This window comes from Streptomyces sp. NPDC002926 (assembly GCF_053591755.1).
In genome coordinates, this window is sequence record NZ_JBSFUK010000024.1 from 63956 (window position 1) to 84191 (window position 20236).

Here is a 20236-nt window from a genome sequence, read left to right on the forward strand (position 1 = left end):
TCGGCGCTCTCGCCACAGCCTTCACCATGGCCGTCGCGGGCCCGGCGGCAGCGGCCGCCGCGCCCGCCGCTCCGCGAGTGACGCCCGGCAGCGCCGCACATGCCGGCGCAGCCGACCTCAGGGAGGTGATGTTCGTGGGCAACAACTGGGACGGCACCGCCGACGTCATCGCGTCCCACGGCGACTTCTCCAGGATCGGCCGCATCAACGTCATACCGGACAAGGCCCAGCGGCTCACGGAGATCTACCTCAACCCGGTCAAGCTGATCTACTTTCTCGGCATCCGCAACGGCCCCGGCGAGGGACACGACCAGTTCGTCGACGACATGTACTCCACCCCCGACGGCTCGGCGATGGTCGTCTCCCGCCCGAGCTTCGCCGACGTCGTGTCGATCGACATGGCCACCGGCCGGGTCAACTGGCGCTTCGCCGTCTCCGGATACCGCTCCGACCACATGGCGGTGTCCCCCGACGGCACCCGCGTCGCCGTCTCGGCCTCCACCTCCAACACCGTCCATGTGCTCGACATCCGGACCGGGAAGCAGCTCGGGTCGTTCAAGACCGGCGACAAGCCGCACGAGAACGTCTTCACCGACGGCGGCAAGTATCTGTGGAACATGTCGATCGGCGAGGTCAACACCGCGCTCGACGACCCCGCGATGGACTGGACGAAGGGCGATCGCCGCATCACCGTCGTCGACGCCGCCACTTTCAAAGAGGTGAAGGTCATCGACATGCGCTCGCGGCTCGACGCCTTCGGCCGCAAGGACTTGTCCGACGCGGTGCGGCCCGTCGCCTTCACACCGGACCAGTCCAAGCTCTACTTCCAGGTGTCCTTCTTCAACGGCTTCCTCGAGTACGACGTCGCATCCGACCGGATCACCCGGGCGAAGACGCTGCCGAAGAACCCGGCTACCAGCGAAGACCGCACCACATGGGTCAACGACTCCCGCCACCACGGTATGTCGATGAACTCCGCGGGCGACAAGCTGTGCATCGCCGGGACCATGGACGACTACGCGACGATCGTCGACCGGAACTCGCTCCAGGAGGGGCCGCTGGTGCCGGCCTCGAAGCCGTACTGGGCGACCGTGAGCGGCGACGGCGCATCCTGCGTCATCTCGGAGAGCGGCGCCGACCGCGTCACCGCGATCGGCTTCGCCACCGGCAGGAAGGTCGCGTCCGTAGCGGTCGGCGACCACCCGCAGCGTGTGCGCATCGCCCATGTGGCCGCCGACTGGACCAGCCCCGCAGGCTGAGCCCTGCGCCGCCGTCGTATCCGCCGCCCGTATCCGCCGCCGGCTCCTGCACGAGCGGCCCTCCGGGCGGACTGCGAGTGAGCACGTGGGACGGCGCAGCCGCCGGTTGGCGACTGCGCCGTCATTGTCCGATCAGGTCACCGCTCGTCAGGGAGTTGCGGTGGGGTTGATGCCGAGGAGCACGGTGCCGATGACGCCTTGGCTGAGCGTGCTGCCGACCAGGGTGATGTTGAGCAGCGTCGACGACCCGCCGTTGCGGTAGATGCCGTCCTGGGCGTTGAGCGTGCGACGGGCGGTGTTGGTCCGGTACGGGGCGAGGGCGGCGACCTGGGTGTTGTAGTTCTCGGGGAAGTACAGCTGGCCGGTGTGGGAGACGTGCCCGCCCTCGTACGTGCCGCCGGAGACGGTGCCGCCGACGTGCGTCTTGAGGTGGATGTGCAGGGCGCGGCCGACGTACCAGCCGGGGTAGATGGTGGTGAATTCGGCGACGCCGCTGGAGTTGGTGAGCTGAACACCGCGCAGGAAGGTGGTGTCCGGGGTCGAGCCGCCGGCGACGTAACCGGAGTAGATCCCCCGCGCGTCGCAGTGCCATATGTCGACGGCGACATTCGGGATCGGGGCGCAGGTTCTGGTGTCGATCACCGTGGTGCGCAGGGTGAGCGGCACGCCGGACTTGCCTTCGGTGATGTTCTTGCGGACCGTCTCCAGGTCCAGGTAGTAGGGGCCTTCTGTCTGTTCGGGAGTCAGCACACATGCGGCTTCGAGCGTGGCGGCTGCCGGTGCCTGTTCTATTTGGGGGCTCGTCCCGAGCCCTTCGGGGGCCGCCAGTCCCGCGGCGGCCAGTGACAGTGCTGTAGCGCCGAGTCCGGTGAGGACTGCGCGGCGGGATGCGTTCTCGCGGCCGTTGGACGGCTCGCCCTGGGGGTGGGGGGAATCGCTCATGAACGGCAAGGTAGGCCCATGCCGTGTGCATGACAAGAACATCTTTTGGCCACAAACGATTGCCTCGCGGTTCAGGGCCCGCCGACGCGGCGGTCGCTTGCGGACGCTGTGCGGGCGAGCGTGCCCGGCATTGTGCCAGTTGTCCAGACCACATGAACGTCACCGTCCACCGAGGCACTCGCCGATGGCCGGACAGGGCAGCCGTGAAGCGGGGATTGACCTGCACCCACACCCGAGCCGCGGCCCGCCGCAGAACAACTTCCCCTCCCCGGCGGCCTTTCAAAGACATTCGAAGTCTTTGCCGACCCAGCTCGTCGACCGAAGTGCGGGGTGGGCAGACGCCGCTCCACACGCCCGACGCCGCGTGGCCTGATCCGCACCCACCTATAATTCGAGCCCGAACAACCGCGACCGTTCGAAGGAGGGTTCGTGCCTGGTCAGCGATCCATCACCGAGACCGAGCGGATGGTCCGGGCCAAGCTGGGCGACACACCGATCCGGCACGAGCAGATGGCCATGGTGGGCAACATCCACCGCGCGGCCGCAGCGGTGCGCCAGCATGTGGAGAACTCCGTGCTGCGCGGCTCCGATCTGACCTGGACCGGCTTCGTGGTGCTGTGGGTCGTATGGATCTGGGGCGAGATGGAGACCCGCCAGGTGGCCGAGGAAGCGGGGATCTCGAAGGGAACACTGACGGGCGTCGCGCGCACCCTCGAGTCGCGGGGGCTGGTCAGGCGTACCGAGCACCCCACCGATGGCCGACGGGTGCTGCTGGCCCTCACCGACAAGGGCGAGGCGCAGATGCACAGCCTCTTCCCGGAGTTCAACGCCGAGGAGGCCTTCGTCGCCGAGCAGCTCAGCGACGAGGAGTGCCTGCAGACGGCGGACGCACTGCGCCGCGTCGTCGTGCAGATCGAGGCGCACGGCGAGGAGCGGCGGATGCAGCTGCTCGACGGGGCTCCCCCGGTGCGGCGGCGCAGCGGTCGGCGCCCGAAGGCGTGAGCGACCGCCGCCAGGCTTGAGCACGCACATCGCCGGGCATGGGCACGCACATCGCCGGGCCTGAGCACGCGCGCGGCCCCAGGCCTCACGATCCCTCCGGTCGCACGATGCCTGGCTTCACGTCGCCTCCGGCCTCACGGATGGTCAGGCCCTTGACGGTGCGGACGCGGATTCATATCGTTTGATATCAAACAACGGCGAGAAGTACACCGAGCTCACGTCCACCTGGATCCAGCTGTGACAGCCCCAAGACCCCTGATCGCGCTCCCCGCCCGCTTCGCCGACTCCACCTCCGCGCTGCGGTACGCCGCCGAGGTCAACGCCCGTGCCCTCGTCGAGGCGGTGTGGCGGGCGGGCGGTGAGCCCGTGACCATCCATCCGTACGCCCCCGATGGCATCGCCGATCCCTCCGGGGTCGCGGCCCGGCTGGCCCGGTTCGACGGCCTCCTGCTGCCCGGCGGGGGCGACCTCGCCCCTCATCGCTACGGTGCCCGGGGCCGGCACGACAGTGTGTACGACGTCGACGACGAGCAGGACGGCTTCGACCTCGAAGTCGCCCGCCAGGCGCTGCGCAGTGGTCTGCCGCTGCTCGCTGTCTGCCGCGGGCTCCAGGTCGTCAACACCGTTCTGGGCGGCACTCTGCACCAGGACATGGGCGGTCGAGAGCACCGCGATACGGTGCACCCCGTAGCAATACGGCCCGGTTCGCGGATCGCCCGGATCACCGGTGCCGAGAAGACCGAGGCCTCCTGCTGGCACCACCAGTGCGTCGACCGACTCGGTGACGGGCTGCGCATCGCCGCCACGGCCGCCGACGGCACACCCGAGGCGGTGGAACTCACCGGAGCGCAGGGCTGGTTCGCGGCAGTGCAGTGGCATCCCGAGGACACCGCGCACGAGGATCCCGCCCAGCAACGGCTCTTCGAGGCGCTCGTGCGGGCTGCCGGCGTGCTGTGACGGGCTGAGCGGTGTGGGGCCGGATCCCTGATGATCCGGCCCCACACCTTTGGCTCGGGGGTCAGTCCCGCCCGGGCGGCCTGACGCCGCGGAACTCCCAGTCGCCGCCGAGCGCCGTGGAGAGCACCTCCTCCGACTCGGTGGGCTGCGCGCCAACGTCCGCGCGGATCGCGGCCGGGCCGCTGACGATGTGGTTGGTGAGCCGGCCGAGGCCCTCGACATCCACGTCCACGACATCGCCGGGCTTGACCGGCCGCGAGTTGGCCGGCGTGCCGGACAGCAGAACGTCGCCGGGGAACAGGGTGATGGTGCGGGCGATGTCGGCGACGAGATAGTGCATGTCCCAGTTCATCTCGTCGGTCGAACCGTCCTGGACGACTTCGCCGTTGACGTATGTACGCAGCCGCTTGCCGTGGAAGTCCCAGTCGGTGACCAGGCCGGGGCCCAGCGGACAGAGCGTGTCGGAGCCCTTGACGCGCAGCATGGAGCCGGCGTCGGTGTCGCGGAAGTCGTGCAGGCCGAAGTCGTTGGCGATGGTGTAGCCCGCGATGTACTCCCCCGCCCGGTCCGGCGCGACGTTGCGGCAGGTCCTGCCGATGACGATGGCGACCTCGCCCTCGTAGTTGAGCCATTTGCATCCCCCGGGGCGGACGACGGCGCCCTGATGCGCGTTGAGCGACGACGTCGGCTTGTGGAAGTACGTCGGTGTGTCCGGGAGCCCGATCCGGAACTCGTCGACCCTGCTGCGGTGGTTGAGATGGACCGCGACGATCTTGGACGGGACGATTGGGGGGAGATGCCGTGCCTCGTCGGCCTTGACCCGGCGGCCGTCGCCGGCGACCAGCTCGTCGCCGTCACGGACTGTCTCGACGACGGCGCCGTCGAGGAGGATACGGCGGTACTCGGAGATCTCGGTCGTCTCGGGCATGTCAGCTCTCCTGGTCGGCATGCGGGTCGCGGTGGTGGTGCGGGTCGTGGCGCAGGCGGGGTGCGGCGTTGGGTGTGCCGGTCCCGGTCCAGCCCTCGGCCGGGCGGTCGAACCAGAGGTGTGCCTGGCCGGTGCCGATGGCGTTCTCGTACTCCCCGTACTGCCGCGCCCCGGCGATGCACTCACCCTCACCGAGCGCGCCCGCCATCATCAGATAGTGGAAGAACTTCGCCTCGGGCTTGTGCTTCCAGAATTCCGGCATGGTCTCAAGGACCTTGGCGTGGCGGCCCTCCTTGAACCAGGCGATGCGCTTCCGGTCGGCCTCCCGGGCCTCGGCGCTGAAGATGTGGGACGGGTCGCTGGGCTCGTGGTCGCGCAACTCGCGCAGCGGCCAGAACGTGTGCGAGAGGGCACCGGAGGCGATCACCAGCACCTTGCGGCCGGGGGTCGCCGCTATACCGTCGGCGAGGGCGCGGCCGAGCCGCAGGTGGTCCTCCATGTCGCCGGTCTGGCAGACGCCTATGGTGACCCAGCGCTTGTCCGGCAGCCCTTCGCCCAGGTACTTCCACAGGTTGACGGTGGCGTAGTGGATCGGTAGCCACGCATCGTCGGCGGCGGTGATCCAGGTGCCGTGTTTCCCGGCGAATTGAACGACGTTGTGGGCGAGTTCGGGGTCGCCGGGAAAGTCGTAGGGCATACGGCGCATCCCTCGCGGCAGCTCTTCGGAGGTGAACAGGCCGGCGCGGCGCTCCTGGGCGGTGATGACGAACTCGACGGTGGTCGCCCAGTGCGAGTCCAGGACGACGACGGTGTCGTAGCCGACGGCCCCGAAGACGTCCCGGCGCAGCTCCTGAAGGCCGGTGACAAGGGTGATCTCCTTGCCGTTGTTCAGCTCGAACCGGTCCTCCTGCGGGAGCACGATGGTGGGGACGTGCGAAAGCAGTCCCGCACCGACGATCTCACCCATGGTCCTGCCATCCCCTCGGTGCCGTCACGGTGTTCTTGATGTCGCAGTAGAAGTCGAAGCTCCAGGTGCCGCCCTCTCGGCCGATACCGGAGTGGCGGGAGCCACCGAACGGTGCCTGAAGGTCCCGCACGAAGAAGCAGTTGACCCAGACGGTGCCCGCGACGAGCTGTGCGCCGACGCGCCCGGCGCGCTCGCGGTCGCCGGTGACGACGGTGGCGGCAAGGCCGAAGCGGGTGTCGTTGGCGAGAGCGACCGCCTCGTCCTCGGTGCCGAAGGTCTGCAGCGTCAGGACGGGGCCGAAGACCTCCTCCTGGACGATCTCGCTGTCCTGCGCCACGTCGGCCAGCAGCGTCGGCCGGTAGAAGAGGCCGCCCAGCTCGGTGTTGGGGCCGCCGCCGATGACGGCGCGTGCGCCGGCCGCCAGCGCCCGCCGCACAAAGCCCTCGATCTTCTCGAGCTGGCGGGAGTGGATGTTGGGGCCGATGCCGGTGGCCTCGGCGCGTGGGTCGCCCTGCCGCAGCTGTTCCGCTTTGGCCACGAAGCGCCGGGTGAACTCCTCGGCGATCGACTCCTCGACAAGGATGCGGGTGGCGGCCAGGCACACCTGTCCGGCGTTGTCGTACTGTTCCACGGCGAGGTCGACGGCGAGGTCGAGGTCGGCGTCCGAGAAGACCAACAGAGGGGACTTGCCGCCCAGTTCGAAGCTGACGGGTGTCAGGTTGGCGGCGGTCGCGGCGGCAATCGTACGAGCGGTGGGCACCGAGCCGGTGAAGCTGACGCGCCGCACGTCCGGGTGCGAGACAAGAGCGCTGCCGGCCTCGCAGCCGTAACCCTGGACGACGTTGAGGACGCCGGCCGGGAGTCCGGCCTCGGCCGCGACGTCCGCCAGCAGGGATGCGGTGAGCGGGGACCACTCGGCGGGCTTGAGGATCACCGTGTTCCCGGCGGCGAGAGCCGGGGCGATCTTCCAGGTCGCGAGCATCAGCGGAGCGTTCCACGGCGTGATCAGGACGCAGGGGCCGGCCGGGTCCCAGGAGACGTGGTTGGTGTGACCGCGAGTGTCGAAGTCCTCGTGGCCGAGCCGGAGCAGCCGGTCCGCGAAGAAGCGGAAGTTGTGCGCGACGCGCGGTATGACGCTGCGGCGGTGGGAGCGCAGCAGGGCGCCGTTGTCATGTGTTTCGACGATCGCCAGGTCCTCGATGCGTTTCTCGACGCCGTCGGCGATGGCGTGCAGAATGCGGGCGCGTTCTGCTCTCGGGGTGCCCGCCCAGGCGGGGAAGGCGGCCTTCGCGGCGGCGACGGCCACCTCGGCCTCCGTTGCCGTTCCGCGGGCGATCTCGCCGAGCGTGGCGCCGTCGATGGGCGAGACGTCGGTGAAGGTCCCGGCGGAGGCCACGCGCTCGCCACCGATCCAGTGCCGGGTGTCGACGGTGACGCCGGCGACGGCGGTGATGTGTACGGTCATGTCCAGGTGCTCCAGGTTGCGATGAGGGTTGCGGGCGCCGCTGAACGGCCCGGTGGGGTCCTCCGGACGAGGGCTGGAAGAGAGTGGGGCGCGAGGTCCGGTGCGGAACCCACGCGGTGGAGCCCCCTGACCGGGCACAACGGCACGGCGGACAGGGCGGGAAGAGCCGGCCGCGGGCGCTACACGGCCCCGGACGTGCCGGACTCCAGCAAGCGCCCTCCGTCCCAGACCACTCCCACCTGCCGGTAGTACGCCGCGATCGGCTCCCGTACGTCCAGCCGCGCCAGTTCCTCCGTCGGCGCCTCGAACAGCTCGAGCTCGGCCTCACCGCGCCAGGCCTGCCCGGCCTCGAAGGACGCGGCGCCGGTCTCGATGAGCTCGTCGAGCGCGAGCCCCTTGCCCTTCTCGATGGAGGGGAGCCAGCGGTGGTGCGCCATGGGGTGGCCGTTGACGAACCCGTTCGTCCCCGACTCCTCCCGCAACGTCACCACGGCCTGCGCGAGGCGACGGTCGGCGGCCGCGAGCGTCGCCCCGAAGCGGGCGCCGGACTCGATCCGCGGGGCGGCCCCGTACGGATGCGGGCGGGTCTGATGGATCGAGCCGAGCTTCTTGGGGTAGCCCTGGTGCAGCCCGCGGGCGACAGCGAAGTCCTTGTCCACCCAGATGTAGACGCAGCGCGAGTACGTTCTCCCCCGGTAGGAGCAGCGGACCACGGCGAAGGCCTCCTTGTACTGGGAGCGCACCGGGTCGAGCAGTTCCTCGCCGGAGCCGGAGCAGGACTGCCAGTCGGCCCAGATGAGGGCGACCGCACCGGGGTCCTCGTCGGTGAGCTCCAGCGGTTCGGGGAGCAGTTCGCGCACCCGGGCGGGATCGGTGCGGTACTCGACGGTGAGGAGGTCTCCGGAGTAGTGCCACGGGGGCGAGGGGATGAGTGATGAGCTGCCCGTCGCCGTCTTGGGGTGGAAGTAACCGCGCGTCAGCGACACGATGTCTCCTCGGTGGGGTGGGCAGACTGCAGTTCGTTTGGATCCAAATAATAATGCTCCCGCACCCTCCGTCAACCCCGCCCGCCACCCGATCCGCTTCCGTCCGGCCCGGCCCACGCGGGAGGCTTGCCAGGCAGGAACCCACGGAATACGTTTGAGCCCAAATGGAGCGCCGCCGGACGACCGGAAGGGGCATACCGTGTCCACCCAACCCTCCCCCGCGCATCCGGGCGCCACACCACAGGAACTCGCCGCTCTCGCGGACGAGCTCGCCGCCCGAGGCATCGACCTCGTCCGGGTGCTGTGGAGCGATCTGCACGGAGTCGCCCGGGGCAAAGAGGTACACGTCAGCGAGTTGTCGCGGTTCGCCGGACCCGGCCTGTCCTTCTGCCAGGCCGTCATGGTCACCGACCTCGGCGGAAACCCGCTGGACCTGTCCGAAAGCTCGGGAAGCGGCTGGCCCGACGCACACGCCCGGATCGACCCGGCCACACTCGCGATCCCCGGCTACGCGCCCGCGACCGCGTTCCTGCTCGCCGACGTCACGGACTCGTCGAACAACCACGCCCCGCTGCATCTGGACCCGCGGGGGCTGCTGCGCAACCAGGTCGACCGACTCGCCCGCCGCGGCCTCCATGCCGTCGCCGCGCCCGAGCTGGAGTTCTATCTGCTGACCCCGGACTCGGGGGCGCCGCACGGCTGGCGCCAGTACTCCGAGCACGACAGCGCCGGATACGTGGTCGGAGCGGCGCACGACCCCGATGGCCTGCTCCCGCTGCTGATCCGCGAATGCCATGCGCTCGGGCTGCGCGTACAGACCGGCAACCAGGAGTTCAGCGGCGGCCAGTTCGAGATCAACCACACGCACGGACCGGCACTGGAGGCCGCGGACCGGGCTTTCCTGTTCAAGTACGCCGTCAAGGAGATCGCGGCGGCCCGCGGCCTGCGGGCCACCTTCATGGGCAAGCCCTTCTCCGACAAGGCGGGCAGCGGACACCACGTCCATGTGTCGCTCGTGAACAACGACGGCGGGAACCTGTTCGCCGAACCGTCGGGCGAGGGCGGTCTCAGCAGCCTCGGACAGTCTTTCCTCGCCGGCGTTCTGGAGCACGCACCGGCGCTCACCGCCCTGCTCAACCCCACCGTCAACGCCTACAAGCGGCTCGCCTCGCCCGACTCGCTCGCGCCCACCACCGCCAACTGGGGCTATGACAACAGGACCGCCTATGTCCGGATCCCGCCCGAGCGCGGGCCCGGCACCCGGATCGAGGTCCGCGTCGCCGACGGCGCCGCAAACTCCTACCTCGTCATCGCGGCCCTGCTCGCAGCGGGACTGGACGGAATCGATCGCGACCTGTCCCCGCCCCCGCCCCTCACGGAGAACCCGGGCACCGAGGGAGCGCCACTGCCGTCGTCGTTCGGCAGCGCTCTCACCGCCCTCGAGGAGGACAAACTCCTCGGCGACGCGCTCGGCCCCCGCTTCGTCGAGGTCTTCACCGCCCTCAAGCGCCAGGAACACTCCCGCTTCGAACGCGCGGTCACCGACTGGGAGTTCCGCGAGTACGCACACATGCTCTGACCACCGCACGAAGGGAAATCCATGGACCTGCAGCACTGGCTCCGCGAAGCGGCACGATCCAACCAGGAGTGGTCGGCAGGCTTCGGCTCGTACACGACACACCCGTCACTCGCCGTCGATGACGACCGATTCGCCGAAGTGTTCGCGGAGTTCACCGAGCGGCTGAAGGACAACTATCCCTTCTTCCACCCGCGCTACGCCGGGCAGATGCTCAAGCCACCGCACCCGGCCGCCGTGGTCGGCTATGTCACCGCCATGCTGATCAATCCCAACAACCATGCGCTGGACGGCGGTCCGGCCACGGCAGCGATGGAACGCGAGGTGGTCCAGCAGCTGGCCACCATGTTCGGCTTCGGCACCCATCTCGGCCATCTCACCACCAGCGGCACCGTCGCCAACCTGGAGGCGCTCTTCGTCGCCCGCGAACTCCACCCCGACCAGGGCGTCGCCTACAGCGCGGAGGCCCACTACACCCACGGCCGGATGTGCGGCGTGCTGGGCATCGAGGGGCACGCCGTCCCCACGGACGACCGGGGCCGCATGGATATGGACGCCCTCGAGGAGCTGCTGCGCACCGGCCGTGTCGGCACGGTCGTGCTCACCGCCGGCACCACCGGCCTCGGCGCGATCGATCCCGTCCATCAGGCACTCGCCCTGCGGGAGAAGTACGGCATACGCCTCCATGTCGATGCCGCCTACGGAGGCTTCTTCACGCTGCTCGCCGGCGCCGAGGGAGCGGCAGGTCTGCCCGATGCGCCGTGGCACGCCATCGCCCGGTGCGACTCGGTGGTGGTCGACCCGCACAAGCATGGGCTCCAGCCGTACGGCTGCGGCGCGGTCATCTTCGCCGACCCCGAGGTGGGCCGCTTCTATCTGCACGACTCGCCCTACACATACTTCACCTCCACGGAACTGCATCTCGGCGAGATCAGTCTGGAGTGCTCCCGGGCCGGTGCCTCGGCCGCGGCCCTCTGGCTCACCTTCCAACTGCTGCCGCCCACAACCGACGGCCTGGGCAAGGTCCTCGCCGCAGGCCGCCGAGCCGCCCTGCGCTGGTCGGAACTGATCGAGGCCTCGGACGCCCTGGAGCTGTACCAGTCCCCCGAGCTCGACATCGTGTGCTACTTCCCCGCGACCGACCCCGCCGCCCTGTCCGCCATCGACACGGCCTCGGAACGCGTGCTGCGTCAGGGCATGACCGAGCGGGACCCGGTGTTCCTCAGCACGCTGCGGGCGGATGCCCATGCCTTCGCGGCACGCCACCCCAAGGTGACCACCGACGCGGACGGTGCGCGCATCCTGCGCAGCGTCCTGATGAAGCCGGAGTCCGAGGATCATGTGCAGCGGTTGCACACCCGGCTCGAGCAGCTCGCGCGACCGTCCTAGCCGGCGCCCGCCGGTTGGTCCAGACCTATTGACGATAGGTCTGGACCTTTTTATCGTGTGGTGCATCACCTCACGCGAGTCTCCAGGCCTGCCCCGATCGCACGCCGTCCCACTCAACGCGGTTCACCAACTCACGCAGCGCCAGGCCGTCATGGACGCCTTCGATGCGGTGATGGCCAGAAACAGCGAGAAGGGAGCACGGCATGATCGGTCGGAGGTTACGTCTTCTGGGTGTCGGCCTGGCGATGGCTTGTGTCGTGCAGGTGTTGGTCGCCGCGGCGCCGAGTTCACCGCGAGCCGCCACCTGCGCGGTCAAGCCGAAGCCCTCGGGCAAGGTGCTCCAGGGGTACTGGGAGAACTGGGACGGCGCGGCGAACGGCGTTCACCCGCCGTTCGGTTGGACTCCGATCACTGACACCCGCATCCGTGATCACGGCTACAACGTGGTCAATGCGGCCTTCCCGGTTATTCGTTCGGACGGCACCCTCCTGTGGGAGGACGGGATGGACGCGACGGTGAAGGTCGCCACCCCGGCCGAGATGTGCCAGGCCAAGGCTGCCGGTCTCACGATCCTGATGTCCATCGGCGGTGCGACGGCCGGTATCGACCTCAGCTCCAGCACCGTCGCCGACCGGTTCGTCGCGACGGTGGTGCCGATCCTCAAGGCGTACAACTTCGACGGCATCGACATCGACATCGAGACGGGGCTCATCGGCAGCGGCAACATCAACCAGCTGTCGGCCTCGCAGGCCAACCTCGTTCGCATCATCGACGGCGTACTGGCCCGGATGCCCTCGAACTTCGGCCTGACGATGGCGCCCGAGACGGCCTATGTCACTGGAGGCAGCGTGGCGTACGGCTCGATCTGGGGCGCGTACCTGCCCATCGTGAAGAAGTACGCGGACAACGGCCGGCTCTGGTGGCTGAACATGCAGTACTACAACGGCAGCATGTACGGGTGCTCCGGCGACTCCTACTCCGCGGGCACCGTCCAAGGGTTCACCGCGCAGACGGACTGCCTCAACAAGGGGCTGGTCGTCCAGGGCACCACGACCAGGGTTCCCTATGACAAGCAGGTTCCAGGACTGCCGGCGCAACCGGGCGCCGGGGGCGGCCATATGTCGCCGAACCTGGTGTCGCAGGCCTGGAACAAGTACAACAACGGCTTGAAGGGACTGATGACCTGGTCCATCAACTGGGACGGGTCGAAGGGCTGGACGTTCGGGAACAACGTCAAGGCCCTTCAGGGCCGCTGAAACCGACGGCGCCGCGCGGCAGGTGACCGCTACCAGTCCTTTTCGGTGCCGCCCATCTTGGCACCGGCGAGGACGCTCACCCGGCCTGTGTCGTCGTAGACGTCCTGACGCCACGTGGCGAAGGCGTCCGCCACCCGCCGCATGTGCTCCTCATCCGACCGGAGCCCTTCCCGCATCCAGATCCGCGCCTCATTGCGGTCCCCCACCTTGCGGATGATGACCTTGCCGACCATGGGAGGCAGGACGTCGTCGGAAGTGACGGCGTTCGAGGAGAGATAGCCGCGGAAGTCGGCCTTCGCGTCGTACCAGCCCGCCATCTCCTCCTCGGACGTCACCACCGGATCGCCATCGCCCTCGGTCGTCAGGTCGGGCTGCTCCGCACCGGACTCGTCGCTCGTCAGGTCGGGCTGCTCCGCACCGGACTCGTCGGTCGTCTCGTCGGTCGTCTCGTCCATGCTCCCCTCCGCCGTCCCCGACTGCCCCTGAGCGCCACCACCGGCCACCACTTCGCCCGACCCCGGCCGCTCGTGTCCACACGCCACCAACACAGCGCAGCAGAGTAAGGCCACCATTGCCGCGGCCCCCGCGCGCCGCACACCTCGGCCAGTCGTCATCAAGACCCTCCCCGATTCGCATACTGTTCCCCGCTGTCCAGATGCGCACAGAGCCGGTTCCGTTCCCTCGGCGGCTCAGCCAGCCGCGGACGGCCCCCTCGCCGTGGTGACGCTCCGGCGCAGACAGCCGCGCCACACGGCCCGCGTACCTTCGGGCGAATATCGCGCGGGGGGCGTGGCACGAAGGGCCCAGGGTGGTACGAGCTTGTGGATGCCCACACCATCGGATCCACAGTCCAGAAGTCCGGACCCCGGCGGGCCGCCCGCCGGGCGCCGGCACCGGATCCGTACCGCGTCGCGTCAGGCACTGCGCGGCATCACCCCTGCTCCGGCCGGAAAAGCGGCCGGCCGGCGCCCGCCATCCCGCTCCCGGCCCGGCGGCGAGCCCCGGGTGCTCCCCGTCCTGCAGACGGCTGCCGCGTACTCATGGCGGATCCTCGTGGTGGGCGGCCTCGTGTACGCCGTCTTCTCGGTGCTGGGGCGGTTCCACGAGATCGCCGTGGCTGTCTTCCTCGGCATGGTCATCACCGCAATGCTCCGGCCACTGGCCGACCTCCTGGCGCGCTTTCTGCCACGACCGCTCGCCGTCGCCGTGTCCATGCTCGGCAGCATCATCGTCGTCCTCGGGGTCCTGACGCTGGTCGGTGAGGCGGTGGCGGGAGAGCAGGCCGGGCTGGTGCGGGAGTTCCGGGCAGGCTTTGTCAGGATCGAGCGCTGGCTCGAGGGGCCGCCGTTCGAGCTCAACTCCGGGGCACTCACCGACATCCAGTCCCGGATCGGGAATTTCCTGTCAAGCCACCGGGCCACCCTCTTCAGTACGGCACTCAGCGGCGCCGGCCGGCTGGTCGAAGTCCTGACCGTGTTCGCCCTGGCCCTGTTCTCCTCGGTCTTCTTCATCCACTCCGGCGACCGGCAGTGGCGCTGGTTCTGCGACCAGCTTCCGCCGACGGCACGGGAACGGGTGTCGATCGCGGGCAGCGCGGCCTGGCAGACCTTCACCGGCTACACCCACGGCATCGTGCTGGTGGCCGCGACCAACGCGATCCTGGTCGGCGTGGCCCTCTTCGCTCTCGGCGTGCCGCTCGCGCTCCCGCTGGCTCTGCTGGAGTTCTTCGCCGCCTTTGTTCCGCTGATCGGCTCACCCATCGCCCTCGCGGTCGCCGCCGTGGTGGCTCTGGCCGCCAAAGGCCCGCTGATCGCGGCCATGGTCGTCGCCCTCATCGTGATCATCGGGCAGATCGAGGGCCATCTGCTGCATCCGATCGTGATGAGCTGGGCCGTTCGGCTGCATCCGGTGGTGGTCGCGCTCACGGTCATCGGCGGCGCCGTCGCGGCCGGAGTACTGGGGGCGGTGGTGGCCGTGCCGCTGGTGTCCGTCCTCTGGTCGGTCTATCTGGCGCTGCGCCGGGCGCGTGAAGCGGAGACGCCGCAGCACCCGGCTCCGGCCGAGGGACGGGACCGTAAGGCCCGTGGCCGGCCTCCGCCGCCCGCGAAGTGAGTCCCGGCAATCCAACGTCAGCGCGGGGGACCGCTGCCGGGGGAAGAGCCGACGTCCCGGCCCTTGTCGGGACCGGGAACGCCTCCCGGGTGGGCCTGTTGGAGACGCGCAACCGGTATCGCGTTCGCCCTGACCCAGAACCGGCTGACCGCGGACTTCTCCGCCGCCATGGAGCTGATCGGGATCGTGAACGAGGCCACGACGGAAGGCTGACAGGCGCCGGTATGGTGCGCCCGCGGGCGTGCCGTCCCGGGCGCCTGTCAGCCCCGCCGCCGTGCGGCGTGTTCGTGCAGCGTGCTGATGCCCGCGTCCTGCGGGCGCCCGGCCGCGCCCCTGCGCCAGGGGCCGGGTGCCGTACTCCGCTCACAAGGAGTGGACGGGCCGGGCCGTATCACCGGCAAACTCCCTTATCAGACCGAGAAGACGCGTGGGCTGTTCGATCTGCGGGAAATGCCCGGCGTCCTCGACGAGTTCGAACCGGGCCGCCGCGAACGACTCGGCATATGCCCTGCCGTAGGCCGGAGTGACGATCCCGTCCTGCCGGCCCCAGGCGACAAGGACGGGCACGTCGACGCTGCGCAGCCGCCGGCGCAGTTCCGGGTCGTGCATGTACGGATCGCCGGCGTAGACGGCGGCCGCCGTCCGGTTTGCCGCGGCCGCGGCGAGCTCGTCGCTGGTGAGCGCGGCCGGGTCGGGCCGCGCCGACGGGTCATGGAAAGCCAGACGGGCGGCCTGGTCGGGGTGCAGCGCGAAGATGTCGGCGATCTCGGTGGCGTCGCCGTCGACGTGGATACCGACGGCGTTGACGAGGACGATGCGGCCGATGCGGGAGGGGTCGCGCAGGGCGAGCTCGGACGCGATCCAGCCGCCCAGGGAGTTTCCGACCACGGTGACGTCACGCAGGTCGAGCTGCTGGAGCAGATCGAGGTAGACGGACGCGAGTCCGGGGATGCTGTCGAGGCTGTCGGGACGCGGGTGGCCCGCGAAGCCCGGGTGGGTGGGCGTCAGCACCCGCCCGTGGCGGGCCAGCAGCGTTGCGAACGGCAGGACGGACCCGGGGCCGGCGCCACCGTGCAGCAGGAGGAACGGGCGGCCGGTGCCCTGGTCGTCCCAGGTCAGGGGGGCTCCGCCGATGAGAGGGGCAGCGTGGGCGTGGGCCGATGTGTTGTCGGACATGGGTGAGCCCTTCGGGAGGTGTGCGGTGACGATGCGAGCCTAAGTAAGGATGTTTATATAAGCAAGCTTATTCACTGCTCTATAGTGGCCGCATGCCCGTCGCACTCCAAGATCTTGGACTGGCCGTGAAACGGCTGCAGCACCGTCATCACCGCACTCTCGACGCCTTGCTGGGCGAGCAGGGAACCACGCTCGTCCAGTGGGACGCGCTCCGTGCCATCCACCGCCATCCCGATTCGACATCCCACGAGTTGGCCCTCCTGACCTTCCAGAGCGACCAGTCCTTCGGCACCCTCGCCAAGCGGCTGCTCGCGCTTGGCCTCATCGAACGCACTGCGGGACCGGGGCGCGCCATCCGGCACCGGCTCAACCCCGCCGGCGAAGCCGTGCTCGACAACGGCCGCGCGGTGGTGGACCGCGTGCTCGCGGAGTCCTTCGCACCGCTCTCGCCGCAGGAGCGGGATCTTCTCCATTCACTGCTGATGCGACTGCTGCCCGACCAGGGCGGCCGCGACAGCGACGGGCATCAAGTCCCCACCGATTAAGCGTGTTCCTGCCCGTTGCGGTCCGGACCGGAGGAAGATTTCCGGCGAGGTGATGTCCGTCCAGGTACGGCACCTCATCCACGCCAGTGGGAGCCCTTTTCCGTTCCGTGGCCCCGACTCGAAACCGACACCGCAATGAACGGTACGCACGACCAGGCCGTACTGCTGGCTGGCAACGACACCTGGACCGTCACCGCCACGGCCGGGCCGCCATCTGCCCGGCCGGGCAGGAAGGGACCTGCTGTGACCCTGTCTTCCTCGAAGGCCCGACTCGCTTCCCTGCGCGCCGACCTCGAGCGCCGCAACCCGGCCCAGCCCGAATTCCATCAGGCTTCAACGGAAGTGCTGGAGACCCTGGCTCCCGTACTCGCCGCCCGTCCCGAGTACGCGCAGCCAGGGCTCATCGAGCGCCTCTGCGAGCCAGAACGGCAGATCATCTTCCGGGTGCCCTGGCAGGACGACCGCGGGGCAGTGCACGTCAACCGAGGATTCAGGGTGGAGTTCAACAGCGCACTCGGCCCCTACAAGGGCGGCCTGCGCTTCCACCCATCGGTGAACCTGGGCGTCGTGAAGTTCCTCGGCTTCGAGCAAATCTTCAAGAACGCCCTCACCGGACTGGGTATCGGCGGCGGCAAGGGCGGCAGCGACTTCGACCCACGAGGTCGTTCGGACGCCGAAGTCATGCGCTTCTGCCAGTCCTTCATGACGGAGCTTCACCGGCACATCGGCGACCACACCGACGTCCCGGCCGGCGACATCGGCGTCGGCGGCCGCGAAATCGGCTATCTCTTCGGCCAGTACCGGCGTATCACCAACCGCTGGGAGGCGGGGGTCCTCACCGGCAAGGGCCAGGGGTGGGGCGGCTCGGCGATGCGCACGCAGGCGACCGGCTACGGCAGCGTGCTCTTCGCGGCCGAGATGCTGAGCCGGCGGGGAGAAGAGCTCGCGGGCCAGGGGGCCGTGGTCTCCGGCTCGGGCAACGTCGCCGTCCACACCATCGAAAAGCTGACACGCAGCGGCGCCCATCCCATGACCTGCTCCGACTCCGAGGGCTATGTGGTGGACGAGAAGGGCATCGACCTCGAGCTGCTCAAGCAGATCAAGGAGGTCGAACGCGCGCGCGTCAGCGAGTACGCGAAGCGCCGCGGCACCTCCGCCCGCTACGTTCACGGCGGCCGGGTGTGGGACGTGCCCTGCGACGTCGCCTTCCCTTCGGCCACTCAGAACGAGCTCGACGCCGACGGCGCTCGCGCCCTGGTCCGCAACGGTGTCAAGGCCGTCTCCGAGGGCGCCAACATGCCCACCACTCCGGATGCGGTGCGCATTCTGCAGGACGCGGGTGTGGCCTTCGGCCCGGGCAAGGCCGCGAATGCCGGCGGTGTCGCCGTCAGCGCCCTGGAGATGCGCCAGAACGCCGCCCGCGACTCCTGGACACCCGGGCGCGTGGAGGACGAACTCGCCGAGATCATGCGCGATATCCATCGCGTCACCTACGAGACCGCCGAGCGCTACGGGGCACCGGGCGACTATGTGACCGGAGCGAATATCGCGGGCTTCGAGCGCGTCGCGGACGCGATGCTGGCCCAGGGACTCATCTGACGGGAGCGGCAGCTGTGGACGGTGGGCCCGGTCGACCCCGGGCCCACGCAGCGAACCAATGACCGCTGCTGCGCGAACCATTGACGAAGCAGGGGCGCGGTTCCAGCTTCATCGCGTTGTCTTCATACGTCATATATGAGACGCGATACGCGAGATTTGGGAGTGTCCAGCTACAGCACCTGCGTACTGCACATCGCCCCCGAACCGCACATCGGCGGCCCACTGGCGCTGGTCCGCAGCAGGGACCTCATCACCCTGGACGTCGCGGCGCGCACCCTCAGACTCGAGATCCCGGACGAGGAGCTCGAGCGGCGCAGGGCTGAATGGACACCGCCGCCACAGCGGTACGACCGGGGCTACGGCGCCCTGTACACCGAGCAGATCAACCAGGCCGACACCGGCTGCGACTTCGCCTTTCTCGCCCGGCACGGCAGGAACCCCGATCCCTACGCGAGCTGAGCTCCTCCCCCGCCCCTCGACGCCCTGCCACCAGCGCCGCGAAGGGGACCGGCCCGTCCCCGGATCGGCAGTTCCGCGCCTGCGGCTCCGTGGAACTGCCCGGCTCGCCGGTGTACCGCACCGATTGGTGGCAGCCCGCGGCAAGCGGCGGCACACCTGAGCTGTATCTGCCGGGTCGCCGAACCGACGGCCCCGCACCATATCGCTCAGCAGTGAGGTCATCACGGGAGCGGCCGAGGCGGACGCCCGTGTCCGAGGTGGCGCGAGAGCCACAATGGGCCTATGAGACCCCACCGCGAGGTGGTGCCGACCGGCCCGAGGAGTTCCGCATGAGCTACGACATCGACGCCGTCCGCGCCCGGTTTCCCGCGTTGAAGGCCGGCTCGGCCCACTTCGACAGCCCGGGTGGCTCACAGACTCCGCAGCCCGTCATCGACGCCATCGCCGACGCGCTGGCGAACCCGCTGTCCAACCGCGGCCAGAACACGCTCGGCGAGCGCAACGCCGAGGCCATCGTCACCGGCGCCCGCCAGGCACTGGCAGACCTGCTGGGCGCAAGTCCGTCCGGCATCGTCTTCGGCCGCAGCGCCACGCAGCTGACGTACGACTTCTCCCGGACCCTCGCCAAGACCTGGTCGCCCGGCGACGAAGTCGTCGTCACCCGCCTCGACCACGACTCCAACATCCGCCCCTGGATACAGGCGGCGGCAACTGCCGGAGCCACCGTGCGATGGGCCGATTTCGACCCGGCCACCGGCGAACTGACCGCCGACGACATACGCGCCGTGCTCTCCGAGCGCACCCGCCTGGTCGCCGTGACCGCCGCATCCAACCTCCTCGGTACCCGCCCCGCCGTCCCGGAGATCGCCCGGCTGGCCCATGAGACCGGAGCACTCCTCTACGTCGACGGCGTCCACTACACCGCCCATGCCCGTGTCGACATCGGACGGCTCGGTGCGGACTTCTTCACCTGCTCCCCCTACAAGTTCCTCGGACCGCACCTCGGCGTCATCGCCGGTCGGCCCGGACTTCTCGAAACTCTGGAGCCGGACAAACTGCTGCCCTCGCCGAATTCCGTGCCCGAGCGCTTCGAGTTCGGCACCCTGCCGTACGAACTCCTCGCGGGCGCCCACGCCGCCGTCGACTTCCTGGCCGGCCTGGGCCCGCACCGCGACGGCACCCGCCGGGAGCGGCTGGCCTCCGCGTTCACCGCGCTCGAAGACCACGAGGACACCCTGCGGCTACGTATCGAGGAGGGGCTGAGCCGCTTCGAGGCGATCACCGTGCACTCACGAGCGGCCGAGCGCACCCCGACACTGCTGCTGACCATCCGCGGCCGCAGCACACTCGAGGCATACCGATACCTGGCCGACCGGGGAATCTACGCGCCGTCAGGCTCCTTCTACGCTCTGGAGGCATCGCGCCGACTCGGTCTGGGTGACGCGGGAGGACTACGTGTCGGCCTCGCCCCGTACAACAACGCCGAGGACGTGGAGCGGCTCCTGCAGGGCCTCTCGGACTACCTGCACCCGGCATCCGAAGCTCGCTGACCCACGGCCGCCCGCGCCCGGCCGGCCGCGGTCGGCCGCGGCCGACCGGTCGTCGGCCCCCGGGCGGG

At 69.5% G+C, this 20236-nt stretch carries 18 protein-coding genes; 11 read left to right on the plus strand and 7 right to left on the minus strand.

Going from position 1 to position 20236, the window contains the following annotated elements:
- The first annotated feature begins 26 nt into the window (after positions 1–26).
- Entirely contained in the window at positions 27–1259 is a 1233-nt protein-coding gene (locus ACWDZ6_RS26840) for a YncE family protein (RefSeq protein ID WP_451504886.1), read from the plus strand.
- 147 nt (positions 1260–1406) lie between these two features.
- Here the strand turns inward: ACWDZ6_RS26840 and ACWDZ6_RS26845 are convergent, their stop codons facing one another.
- A complete protein-coding gene (locus ACWDZ6_RS26845) occupies positions 1407–2201 on the minus strand; it encodes an intradiol ring-cleavage dioxygenase (RefSeq protein WP_451504869.1) in 795 nt (264 codons plus the stop codon).
- Positions 2202–2630: 429 nt separating this feature from the next.
- Here ACWDZ6_RS26845 and ACWDZ6_RS26850 point away from each other — a divergent pair, with 429 nt between their 5' ends.
- Positions 2631–3203: a MarR family winged helix-turn-helix transcriptional regulator gene (locus ACWDZ6_RS26850; RefSeq protein WP_327327707.1), complete on the plus strand. Its 573-nt coding sequence runs from the start codon at positions 2631–2633 to the stop codon at positions 3201–3203.
- 237 nt (positions 3204–3440) lie between these two features.
- On the plus strand, positions 3441–4160 hold the full coding sequence (locus ACWDZ6_RS26855) for a gamma-glutamyl-gamma-aminobutyrate hydrolase family protein (protein WP_451504870.1): 720 nt from the start codon (positions 3441–3443) through the stop codon (positions 4158–4160).
- A 61-nt stretch (positions 4161–4221) separates the two neighbouring features.
- On the opposite strand, the gene ACWDZ6_RS26860 is transcribed toward ACWDZ6_RS26855, so the two are convergent.
- The 4 genes from ACWDZ6_RS26860 to ACWDZ6_RS26875 form a co-directional block, all read right to left on the minus strand.
- Positions 4222–5070 (minus strand): fumarylacetoacetate hydrolase family protein, encoded by an 849-nt coding sequence (locus tag ACWDZ6_RS26860; RefSeq protein ID WP_451504887.1) that lies wholly within the window; start codon positions 5068–5070, stop codon positions 4222–4224.
- Between the two features lie 19 nt (positions 5071–5089).
- The gene (locus ACWDZ6_RS26865) at positions 5090–6055 is read right to left on the minus strand and encodes a 3,4-dihydroxyphenylacetate 2,3-dioxygenase (RefSeq protein WP_451504871.1); all 966 of its coding nucleotides are present in this window, start codon (positions 6053–6055) and stop codon (positions 5090–5092) included.
- Entirely contained in the window at positions 6048–7520 is a 1473-nt protein-coding gene (locus ACWDZ6_RS26870) for an aldehyde dehydrogenase (protein WP_451504872.1), read from the minus strand. The genes ACWDZ6_RS26865 and ACWDZ6_RS26870 overlap by 8 nt, the downstream gene beginning before the upstream one ends.
- A 179-nt stretch (positions 7521–7699) precedes the next feature.
- Positions 7700–8506 (minus strand): acetoacetate decarboxylase family protein, encoded by an 807-nt coding sequence (locus ACWDZ6_RS26875; protein ID WP_451504873.1) that lies wholly within the window; start codon positions 8504–8506, stop codon positions 7700–7702.
- A gap of 199 nt (positions 8507–8705) precedes the next feature.
- Here ACWDZ6_RS26875 and ACWDZ6_RS26880 point away from each other — a divergent pair, with 199 nt between their 5' ends.
- The 3 genes from ACWDZ6_RS26880 (at position 8706) to ACWDZ6_RS26890 (ending at position 12727) form a co-directional block, all read left to right on the plus strand.
- Entirely contained in the window at positions 8706–10085 is a 1380-nt protein-coding gene (locus tag ACWDZ6_RS26880; RefSeq protein ID WP_451504874.1) for a glutamine synthetase family protein, read from the plus strand.
- A 21-nt stretch (positions 10086–10106) separates the two neighbouring features.
- Positions 10107–11471 (plus strand): pyridoxal phosphate-dependent decarboxylase family protein, encoded by a 1365-nt coding sequence (locus ACWDZ6_RS26885; protein WP_451504875.1) that lies wholly within the window; start codon positions 10107–10109, stop codon positions 11469–11471.
- Positions 11472–11674: 203 nt separating this feature from the next.
- On the plus strand, positions 11675–12727 hold the full coding sequence (locus ACWDZ6_RS26890) for a chitinase (RefSeq protein WP_451504876.1): 1053 nt from the start codon (positions 11675–11677) through the stop codon (positions 12725–12727).
- A gap of 29 nt (positions 12728–12756) precedes the next feature.
- On the opposite strand, the gene ACWDZ6_RS26895 is transcribed toward ACWDZ6_RS26890, so the two are convergent.
- Positions 12757–13182, minus strand: a complete 426-nt coding sequence (locus tag ACWDZ6_RS26895; RefSeq protein WP_451504877.1) for a hypothetical protein — start codon at positions 13180–13182, stop codon at positions 12757–12759.
- 370 nt (positions 13183–13552) lie between these two features.
- On the opposite strand from ACWDZ6_RS26895, the gene ACWDZ6_RS26900 reads away from it, so the two are divergent.
- Entirely contained in the window at positions 13553–14839 is a 1287-nt protein-coding gene (locus ACWDZ6_RS26900) for an AI-2E family transporter (RefSeq protein WP_451504878.1), read from the plus strand.
- 363 nt (positions 14840–15202) lie between these two features.
- Here ACWDZ6_RS26900 and ACWDZ6_RS26905 read toward each other — a convergent pair whose 3' ends face one another.
- The gene (locus ACWDZ6_RS26905; RefSeq protein WP_451504879.1) at positions 15203–16015 is read right to left on the minus strand and encodes an alpha/beta fold hydrolase; all 813 of its coding nucleotides are present in this window, start codon (positions 16013–16015) and stop codon (positions 15203–15205) included.
- A gap of 92 nt (positions 16016–16107) precedes the next feature.
- On the opposite strand from ACWDZ6_RS26905, the gene ACWDZ6_RS26910 reads away from it, so the two are divergent.
- From ACWDZ6_RS26910 to ACWDZ6_RS26925, 4 genes are all read left to right on the plus strand, one after another.
- Positions 16108–16560 carry a MarR family winged helix-turn-helix transcriptional regulator gene (locus ACWDZ6_RS26910; protein WP_451504880.1) on the plus strand — a complete coding sequence of 151 codons (453 nt, stop codon included), beginning with the start codon at positions 16108–16110 and terminating at the stop codon, positions 16558–16560.
- A gap of 243 nt (positions 16561–16803) precedes the next feature.
- Positions 16804–18159: an NADP-specific glutamate dehydrogenase gene (gdhA, locus tag ACWDZ6_RS26915; RefSeq protein WP_451504888.1), complete on the plus strand. Its 1356-nt coding sequence runs from the start codon at positions 16804–16806 to the stop codon at positions 18157–18159.
- Between the two features lie 156 nt (positions 18160–18315).
- On the plus strand, positions 18316–18618 hold the full coding sequence (locus ACWDZ6_RS26920; RefSeq protein ID WP_451504889.1) for a hypothetical protein: 303 nt from the start codon (positions 18316–18318) through the stop codon (positions 18616–18618).
- 329 nt (positions 18619–18947) lie between these two features.
- Positions 18948–20168: a cysteine desulfurase-like protein gene (locus ACWDZ6_RS26925; RefSeq protein WP_451504881.1), complete on the plus strand. Its 1221-nt coding sequence runs from the start codon at positions 18948–18950 to the stop codon at positions 20166–20168.
- Positions 20169–20236 lie beyond the last annotated feature (68 nt).